The 9,074-nt window shown below is 45.5% G+C and carries 9 protein-coding genes; all 9 read left to right on the top strand.

Annotated features, from left to right (window positions below; genetic code table 11):
• On the top strand, nucleotides 1-755 hold a 755-nt coding region (locus AC29Z1_RS09165), incomplete at its 5' end, for a uroporphyrinogen decarboxylase family protein (protein WP_488271156.1).
• Between the two features lie 141 nt (nucleotides 756-896).
• A complete protein-coding gene (locus AC29Z1_RS09160) occupies nucleotides 897-1,067 on the top strand; it encodes a hypothetical protein (RefSeq protein ID WP_488271155.1) in 171 nt (56 codons plus the stop codon).
• Between the two features lie 25 nt (nucleotides 1,068-1,092).
• Nucleotides 1,093-1,533 carry a DUF4418 family protein gene (locus tag AC29Z1_RS09155; protein WP_488271154.1) on the top strand — a complete coding sequence of 147 codons (441 nt, stop codon included), beginning with the start codon at nucleotides 1,093-1,095 and terminating at the stop codon, nucleotides 1,531-1,533.
• Between the two features lie 234 nt (nucleotides 1,534-1,767).
• Nucleotides 1,768-2,946 carry a trans-sulfuration enzyme family protein gene (locus AC29Z1_RS09150; RefSeq protein ID WP_488271153.1) on the top strand — a complete coding sequence of 393 codons (1,179 nt, stop codon included), beginning with the start codon at nucleotides 1,768-1,770 and terminating at the stop codon, nucleotides 2,944-2,946.
• Nucleotides 2,947-3,174: 228 nt separating this feature from the next.
• Nucleotides 3,175-5,205, top strand: a complete 2,031-nt coding sequence (locus tag AC29Z1_RS09145) for a methyl-accepting chemotaxis protein (protein ID WP_488271152.1) — start codon at nucleotides 3,175-3,177, stop codon at nucleotides 5,203-5,205.
• Between the two features lie 299 nt (nucleotides 5,206-5,504).
• On the top strand, nucleotides 5,505-5,918 hold the full coding sequence (locus AC29Z1_RS09140; protein WP_488271151.1) for a NifB/NifX family molybdenum-iron cluster-binding protein: 414 nt from the start codon (nucleotides 5,505-5,507) through the stop codon (nucleotides 5,916-5,918).
• A 433-nt stretch (nucleotides 5,919-6,351) separates the two neighbouring features.
• The gene (locus tag AC29Z1_RS09135) at nucleotides 6,352-7,209 is read left to right on the top strand and encodes an ABC transporter permease (protein ID WP_488271150.1); all 858 of its coding nucleotides are present in this window, start codon (nucleotides 6,352-6,354) and stop codon (nucleotides 7,207-7,209) included.
• A gap of 79 nt (nucleotides 7,210-7,288) precedes the next feature.
• Nucleotides 7,289-8,071: an ABC transporter permease gene (locus tag AC29Z1_RS09130; protein WP_488271149.1), complete on the top strand. Its 783-nt coding sequence runs from the start codon at nucleotides 7,289-7,291 to the stop codon at nucleotides 8,069-8,071.
• A gap of 56 nt (nucleotides 8,072-8,127) precedes the next feature.
• A partial coding sequence (locus tag AC29Z1_RS09125) for an acyl-CoA dehydratase activase (protein WP_488271148.1) occupies nucleotides 8,128-9,074 on the top strand: 947 nt, incomplete at its 3' end.

Below are 9,074 nucleotides of genomic sequence, written 5' to 3'. Positions count from 1 at the left end.
ATGCCAAGGAGTATAATAAGATTCAATATGTAGACCCGCGTAAAGGAAAGCGTATGAAATCGGTTATTGATATTTGTGCCGGGCTTGCCAAAGCCAAAGGCAATGAAGTAGCGATTATTGGGTTTGTCTATGGGCCGCTTGGTGTTTTATCCCAAATTCGCGGACACAAAGAGTTATTTAAGGATTTGATTCGTCATCCACAAGCCGTGTTGCAAGCAATAGAAATTATCACCCAAGTGCTTGTGGAATATGCTAAGGCTCAAATTGAGGCCGGTGCCCATTCTGTATGCATTGATCCGCTGTACTCTTCGCCGACAATACTTAGCAGACAACAATGGGAAATGTTTGAAGGACCATTTATTGCGCGCATTGCCAATGCCATTCGTGAGGCTGGTGGCATTGTTATGGTACATAATTGCGGCAATGGTGTATATTTTGAAGAAATTATCAAGTGGGCTAATCCTGTTGCTATTTCGGTGGCTTATCCCGCTTATGGCTGCAAGACCTGGGAAGAACACGCCAAAAAGTGGGGCAAAAAAGTAGTGACCATTGGCTATTCTCACCCGGCCAATACCGGTTTGGTTATGAGCCGCGAGGAAGTATTGGCTGACTGCCGCGAGCAGATTGAACTCTTCCGGAACAACGGTGCAGGATTTATTTTGTCAACAGGCTGCGAATTTCCCCCCAACGGAAACTTATTAAGCGCTGTCGCTATGGTGGAAGCGGGCAAGCTGTATGGAGCATATGGAAAATAACAATGTAATTATAAATTATAATGTTGCTTGGCTGATTAGTAGTAACTAAAGGTCGGATAAATCCTATGAGGGAGCTCCGGCCTTTTATTTTTCCTTCTGGAAGGCATAACTTTTTTACTTGATAACGAGGAGGCTTAAATCGTGAGCTTAGAAAAATTTTTTATCGGTGCGCTGGTTGTATTTTTATTAGGCATTGGGATTTTATACAGTGGGGTAAACAGAGCGCCATTTAGGGAGCATAGTCCGGGCAGTCATCACCCCCATACACATTCGACGCTACCAGTTGCTGCTGGCGACAGTTACCGGGTGTGAAAAATAATAGAGGAGCTGATAGGGATTGAAAGCTTATAAAGCATTGGCCTGGAGCGCCATTATAGTCAGCCTGGTGCTGCTGATACTGCCTAGAGTTATACCGATTTGCACCGGATTAGTGGGAGCAGGCAGCCCGATGCGGTGCCATTACGCATACCAGGCCGAGTTTCTCGTGACGCTGCTAGCGCTTATCCTGGCCGTTTCATTGTTAGTGTTACGTACTAGTGAGGCACAGGCATTAAGCGGAATTGTCATTTTACTGTTAGGTATTGTTATTGTAATCCTGCCATTGCCCTGGGTTATTGGGATTTGCTCTCATGGCGGAGCGTGCCTCAAAACCGCCTTTTTCACAACAATTGGTGGCAGCTTATTGAGTCTGACGGGGGCCGGAATTATCTGCCTTACCCGCAAAGCCAAGGAAGTTAAGCGAACAGAAGACTGGAAGCAAACAGCTAATAATGTATAAGCCATTGATTTAGGGCAGAGAAGTTGTGTGTTTCTCTGGCGCATTTATTGGCATTATGGGTGTTCTTGCGGATACAAAAGATGTTAAAAATATTTCAATAAAAAGTAAATATTGTATATTCTGGACAACTATGGTATACTATAGTAACTACAGGTTGATCAGAAGACTGAAGGCCGAGCGGTGATATCCGTTTGCTTTCAGTCTTTTATATTTTTTTAGAGGAGGAATCTACACATGGTGGCCAGCAAAAAATGGAGTTTTGAGACAAATTGCGTTCATGCAGGTAATGATATTGATAAAGAAACCGGAGCCATAAGACGGCCGATCACTATGGCCAATAGTTATCGCCTGCCTGAGGATGCATCAAGGCTTAACTGGAGTGATCCCAATCAGTTAGTTTATACCAGAAATACATCGGCAAATCAGATTTATCTGCAGGAAAAACTAGCAGCACTTGAGGGAGGGGAGGATTGCGTAGTTTTAGGCAGTGGTGTTTCGGCATTGGCCGGTGTGTTTTTCACCTTTTTAGAACAGAATGCCCATGTCATTTGCTCCAATGTTTCTTACATAGCTGTATATCGACTGTTACACGAATATTTTCCTGAAAAGTACGGAATAGAAACAAGTCTTGTAGATACTTCGAACTTGGAGGAGATTAAGCAGGCATTACGTCCTAATACTAAGCTTATTCACATTGAAACGCCTGGCAATCCAACGACCCGAATCAGTGATATTGCCGAAATTGCTAAGATTGCTAAGTCTGCCGGGGCGTTGCTTAGTGTCGACAGTACTTTTGCCACGCCGTTTTTACAGCAGCCGCTTGCCTTAGGCGCCGACCTTGTTGTTCACAGCTTGACCAAGTATATTAACGGTCACGGTGATGCTATGGGCGGAGCTATCATTGGCCGCAATGAACTTATTGATAAAATCAAGCGGCAAGCCATGGTCAATCTGGGGGGGATTATCAGCCCGTTTAATGCCTGGCTCATTATGCGGGGGATGGTGACATTGCCGCTGCGCATGAAGCAGCATAGCCAAACCGCTCTGCAGGTAGCTCAGTTTCTGGAGTCGTATCCGGCAGTAGCCTTTGTCGCTTACCCGGGTCTTGCCAGTCATCCACAGCATGAAATTGCCAAAAAGCAGATGACCATGTTTTCGGGAGTTATGGCATTCGGTCTAAAGGCGGATGTTGCCACCCATAACCAATTTGTTAATTCTCTGGAGCTAATTGTTCCAGCCGTTTCTATTGGCCATGATGAAAGCTTAATTGTTTATACCGGTCCTGATGATGAAAGGAATCATTTCTATCCGCCAGAGTTTAGCAACGGGCATCTTAGATTGAGTATCGGGCTGGAATCTGCTGAGGATATTATTAATGATTTGAAACAAGCATTTGCCAAATGCGGGCTATAGTTGAAATCTGTTTTTTAGATCAATAGCTTACTATATACTGCAAGGACCAACCAATCCAGTGTTGTTCAAAAAAATAAGTAGGCAAGCCAATCAGAAAACGGAAGGCTAAAGTCATCCGTTGCAGACGCTTTTGCCTTCCGTTTTTTGAGCAACCAGTTTCCATAATGGGCTGCAGAGAATACTGCTTGTTGGGAAGCTATCCTTACCGATAAAAGGGGTTGTAAGCATATGAAAATATTTTTTCAAGTAGGTAACATTGTCAGCTTTGTTAGTAAGGCGTTTGGTACCGGGATTAAGTTAAAATTGATTATATTTGCAGTATTACTTACTCTGCTTGCTGTAGTAGCTACGTTGGTACCGGCACTTTATTTATTTACCCAATATAATAATACGATTGCTGCCGAACAGGTGCAAGCAGGCATGAAAGGGCTTACCATCACCCTGAAAGAGTATCAAAAAAACGCCTTGAATTTTGGTGCTGTTATGGCCAGTCATCCAGGGGTTATACAAGGAATTAAAGATAAAGATGCTATTACCATTTTAGAGCAACTGGGGCCACTTTTATCGCGGGCCAATATTGATTTTGCTACAATAACCGATGAGACAGGAAAGGTAATTGTCCGTACCCATGACAAGAAAAGAGGCGATAATGTCGCCAATCAGGAAAATGTTAAGAATGCGCTTAACGGCATAGCCTCTGCTACTATTGAATCAGGAACAGTAGTGAAGTTTTCCGCCCGGGCTGGAACTCCGGTAAAAGATAAAGATGGCCGGATTGTTGGGGTCATTTCGGCGGGATACTATATTAGTAATGATCTTGTCGTTGATCGAATCAAGGAGGCCTTTGGTACAGATGTGACTCTCTTTTTGGGCGATGAACGTGTGGCTACTACCATTATGAAAGATGGTCAGCGAGTGTTAGGGACTAAATTAGATGAAGAAATTGCTGGTAAGGTGCTTAAGGAGGGGCAAGAGTATGTTGGTACGGTTGAGGTCTCCGGCATTCCTTATATTACCGCTTATAAACCGCTAATGGGGCCGGATGATAAGCCGCTGGGAGCATTGTTTGTTGGCAAGAATATCGAAACGCTTAATGCTGCCAGAGATAAAGTTGTCGCATTTGTTGGCGGAATTTCCCTGCTAGTACTGATTAGTGTGAGTATTATTGCGGTTGTTATCGCTAATAAAATGACAAGCCCCATCCGCAATTTGGTTTTAGCGACTGAACGGGTAGCCAGCGGGAATCTAACTAATTTTGTCGAGGTAGCTGCCAAAGATGAAATCGGTACATTGGCGCAAGGCTTTAACCAAATGATCGCAGGCCTAAAAGCACTTATTACCAGTGTTAATTCTTCAGCTGAAATCTTAACTGCGGCGTCGCGTACACTTAAAGACACTAGTGAGCAGTCGGCGCAAGCAGTTAATCAGGTGGCAGCCACTATTGACGATATGGCGCGTGGCGCTGAAGACCAGCGCGCAGCGGTTGAGGAAACTGCCAGTGTCATAGAACAGCTCGTAGCTGCCCTGCAACAAGTGGCAGCCAATGCCAATCATGCAGCGGTAAGAGCCAGTAGAACAACTGACGCAGCACAACAAGGCAGTAAAGCGGTAGAAAGTGCGTTAAATCAGATGGAGACTATTGAAATATCGGTTGCGCATTCGGCACAAGAGCTTGCTAAACTAGGTGAAAGGTCTGCAGAAATAGGCAGTATCGTCGATACCATATCAGGAATCGCCGGACAGACAAACTTGCTAGCCTTGAATGCTGCCATCGAGGCAGCCAGAGCGGGAGAGCAGGGACGTGGGTTTGCTGTCGTGGCAGAGGAAGTAAGGAAACTTGCCGAACAGTCCCAAACAGCTGCCAAACAGATTGCAGCTTTAATCCATGAGATTCAAAAAGATACGGATAAAGCAGTAGCGGCGATGCATGACAGCACACATGAAGTCAAGCTAGGAGCCAACGTTGTGGCTTCGACGGGTCAGGTATTTAATAATATCTTAACATTAGTTACGGAAGTAGCTGAGCAAGTCAACCAAATAGCTGCCGCCAGTCAACAAATGGCTAATGGCAGTCAGCAAATCGTAGAATCAACCAACAAAATAAACCAGGTAACTACCCAAGCTGCAAGTCAGGCGCAGACCGTTGCTGCCTCGATGCAAGAACAATCTGCCGTAATGGAGGAACTGGCGGTTTCCAGTCAGACGCTTACGACAATGGCACAAGAGCTGCAGCAGGCGGTTAGTAAATTTAAACTATAGATGTATGCTTACGGGTAGGCCGACTATGTATTAACCGAAAAATGACTTACCCAGAACTGTTCTTGTGAAGCCATATAGGTAAGCGTGTCATTTTGCGGCAGGAGCTTGGGTGCAATTGGCAAAAGAATATTTTCGTTTAGCCACTTGACACAAATTTCCTGGTAGTCTAAAATATAGAAAAATAATAGCAGCAAGGCAATTTGTTGACTGGGAACAAACCGGAGACAGAATTTTCGTTTTGAAAAAATCTGTCTCCTTGTTTTTTGTATACCTTACTATATTTTACGAGGTGATAGAAGATGGCCAAGGTAGCGGTTGCCAGTACAGATGGATTAACCATCAACGAGCACTTTGGCAGGGCAAAAGAGTTCTGGATTTATGAGGTTAATGAAAAAGGAGCATATATTTTTCTTGAGCGGCGGGAGGTTCCGCAAATACTCGATCCAGTGCATAAGCATACCGCCAGTATTGTTGCTAAGCTGCTTGCTGACGTTGAGGTGGTATTGGTAGCCCGAATTGGTCCACAGGCGGAACTAGAACTGTTGTCAGTAGGCGCGTTTGCTTTGGCAATCTCCGGGTCTATTGATAAGGCATTAGAAGCTTACGGTAAAAGAGGAAGGTATATTCTACACAAGACTGTCTGCAAATCAGCTGCTGGTCGTTCGTCAATGGGCAATCAGGATAGTTGCAAATGTTCATCAGGTTCTGAATAAGGGGATGGAAAGAGGGGGGAATTGACAAAGAGTATGTCAATTTTTGAGCCTTACCAAGAATGTCCGCCTAAGCAGAGCAGATTCCGCTGAGGGAAGGCAAAACCTTACAACAATTGAATGTTAGTGTTGACGCAGTTGGGATAATGTGCTACTATTGTTTTCACAGATATGGCACTCTCGCTGCTGAGGCCATTATAGGGTGCTGATCAGAGAACAAGCTGAAGGCCAAGGTTCATAATATGAGCTTTGGCTTTTGTTATTTTGAAAGGAGGGGGGAGCAAGCCCTAACGGTAATGAGGTAAGTAGATTCCGTATGGTGTAGCATAATTGAAACTGTTGATGGTTGACCGGTGAATAAGCTGGAGACGCAAATGGGCGTTTTCGGCTTTTTATTTTTATCCAGGTAAAGTCAATGTAAGGAGGTGCAGCTTGGGTGATTGAAGAGGTAGTTAGTAATTTCCGCAGAGTGTATCAGGCAAAACGGGAGCTAAAGCCCAAACTAGGCTGGGTTTCTCGAATACCGATTGCGCTAGTAGTCAGCGCATTAGAAAAAACCATTGGCATTGTCCTGGTAGCGCTTATATGGGAACTGGCCCCTCGTTTGGAACTCATTGATCCATTTCTTTTGCCGCCCTTTAGTGCGGTAATTCAAAGTTTGTTTAAGTTGGTGGTGACCGGAGAAATTTTTAAACATTTTTCCACTAGTATCACTCGTTCGGCTACCGGCTTTTTTATTGGTATTGGGATAGCCATTCCCTTAGGAATTTTTATGGGATGGTATAACAAATTGGAGGAAGTGGTAGATCCTTTGGTGCAGGCTTGCCGTAATTCTTCCGTACTGGCTCTTTATCCGGTTTTTATATTGCTCTTTGGCATTGGTGAGGTTTCTAAAATGGCCATTATTATCTGGGGAACCATTTGGCCAACACTGCTTAATACGATTTCTGGCGTAAAAAATACTGATCCGCTTTTAATCAAGGCAGCCAGATCTATGGGTGTATCTAAGCTGACGCTGCTATATAAGGTCATTGCACCGGCAGCGCTTCCTTCAATAATAACCGGTGTCAGACTGAGTGCGGCCAGTTCGATTTTAGTATTGGTGGCCGCCGAAATGATTGGTGCTAATGCCGGCCTGGGGTTTATGATTTTTTACTTTGAAGAACGGTATGCGGTACCGGAGATGTATGCAGGTATCATTACTATGTCGCTTATCGGTGTTGCTGTCAACTACTTGCTGGTGGCAATAGAAAAACGCCTAACAGGCTGGCAAGAAAAAGTGGTTGATGAATGAGACAGCGTGCGATAGCGGCTGATGTTTGGCAGCAGCGGCAGTTAAGCCCGCTGTTACAGAGAAAAAGGGAGGTGGAATTGTGGTAAACAGATACTGGGGAATGGTCTGGAAAATATTGAAAAGGCTAATTGCTATTGGAGTTATTATTGTGATGTGGCAGGTATTGCCATCAATAGGACTCATTGATTCTCGCAGCTTACCCGCCTTTAGTGCTGTTATGCAAGGGCTGGTGGAACTTATCTTGTCAGGGGAATTGTTTATCCATGTGCTGGCAAGTTTTCAACGCTCACTTATGGGTTTTTTCCTAGCAGTTATCCTGGCCATTCCCTTGGGGATTTTTATGGGCTGGTTTAAACAGGTAGAAAAAATTGTCGACCCGCTAATGCAAATCTGCCGGAATACGGCGACGCTGGCGTTGTATCCGGTGTTTATCTTGGTTTTTGGATTAGGGGAAGTATCTAAAATCGGGGTTATCTTTTGGGGCTCTATCTGGCCGATTTTGCTTAATACTATCGAGGGAGTTAAAACGGTTGATCCGCTGCTGGTAAAGGCGGCGCGCTCCATGGCTATGTCCCGGCTAGGCCTGTTTACTCATGTTATATTACCGGCAGCCATGCCGTCTATTCTTACCGGACTCAGGATTAGCGCCACCCGCTCGCTCATTATATTAGTGGCGGCAGAAATGCTGGGGGCCAGCGCTGGATTGGGGTTCTTAATCTTTGATGCCCAGCACAAGTATCAGGCAGAAAAAATGTATGCAGGCATTTTGGTATTAATGATGCTGGGGATGGCAGTCAACTATCTGATTGTAACGCTGGAAAACTATCTTACCCGCTGGAAAGGCACGGCGGAAACCGCTTAATGGCGGCGCAGCGCTGACATTGATAGCAAACAAATAAAACGAAGGAGAGAAAAACCATGAAAATTGCGGAAGTAATTGATCAAACCCTGCTTCCTACTATTACCGGAGCCGCGGTAGTGGGAATCGATATTGGCTCAAGGACAGGCAAGGCGGTATTACTTACCGGCGATGAGTTATTTACTGCCCAAATCCCCACTGGCATCGACATGCAGGCAACCTCAGATGAATTATTGGCAGAATTACTGGCGGCATCAGGTCTGAACCGGTCGGATATCAGCTATATCGTTGGCACTGGCTATGGCCGGGTAGCTATGCATTTCCCGGAGATACCCCATCAAATTGTGACTGAGATTTCCTGCCATGCCATGGGAGCTCATTACCTTAATGCTGGGATTAAAACCATTATTGATATTGGCGGCCAAGACTCCAAAGGTATTAAAGTCGATCCGGCAACAGGCCGGGTGGTAGAATTCGTCATGAACGATAAATGTGCCGCCGGTACGGGCCGTTTCCTGGAAAAAGTAGCTCAGCTCTTGGACTTGGATTTGAACCAACTGGGGGAGGTTGCGCTTAAAGCCACCAAGCCTTCCGAAATCAGTAGTCAGTGCGTGGTATTCGCCGAATCGGAAGTTATCTCGCTCAGAGCTAAAGGGGCTTCACCGGAAGATATTGCCGCCGGCGTTCACCTGGCTACCGCTCGGCGGGTGCGCAATCTGTTAAGCCGTATCGGACTTGAGCCGGGGCTGGCTTTCTCCGGCGGTGTTGCTAACAATATCGGTATGAAAAAAGCCATCGAAGACCTGCTGGAACATCCCGTCAGCGAATTTAAATTGGATGCCATTTATGCCGGTGCCCTGGGCGCAGCTGTACATGCGCAAAATTATCTGGCGTCAGGGGGGCGTGACAGTAAGGACAGCGGCGGCGGTTTTTTACTGAATCTGACCGAACTGGAAAATCGGATAGCCAAGCAGCAGGAGACCATTATTACCGGTGCCGACGGGAA

Source organism: Sporomusa sp. (assembly GCF_057736855.1).
This window is presented reverse-complemented; position numbering and strand designations above follow the sequence as displayed.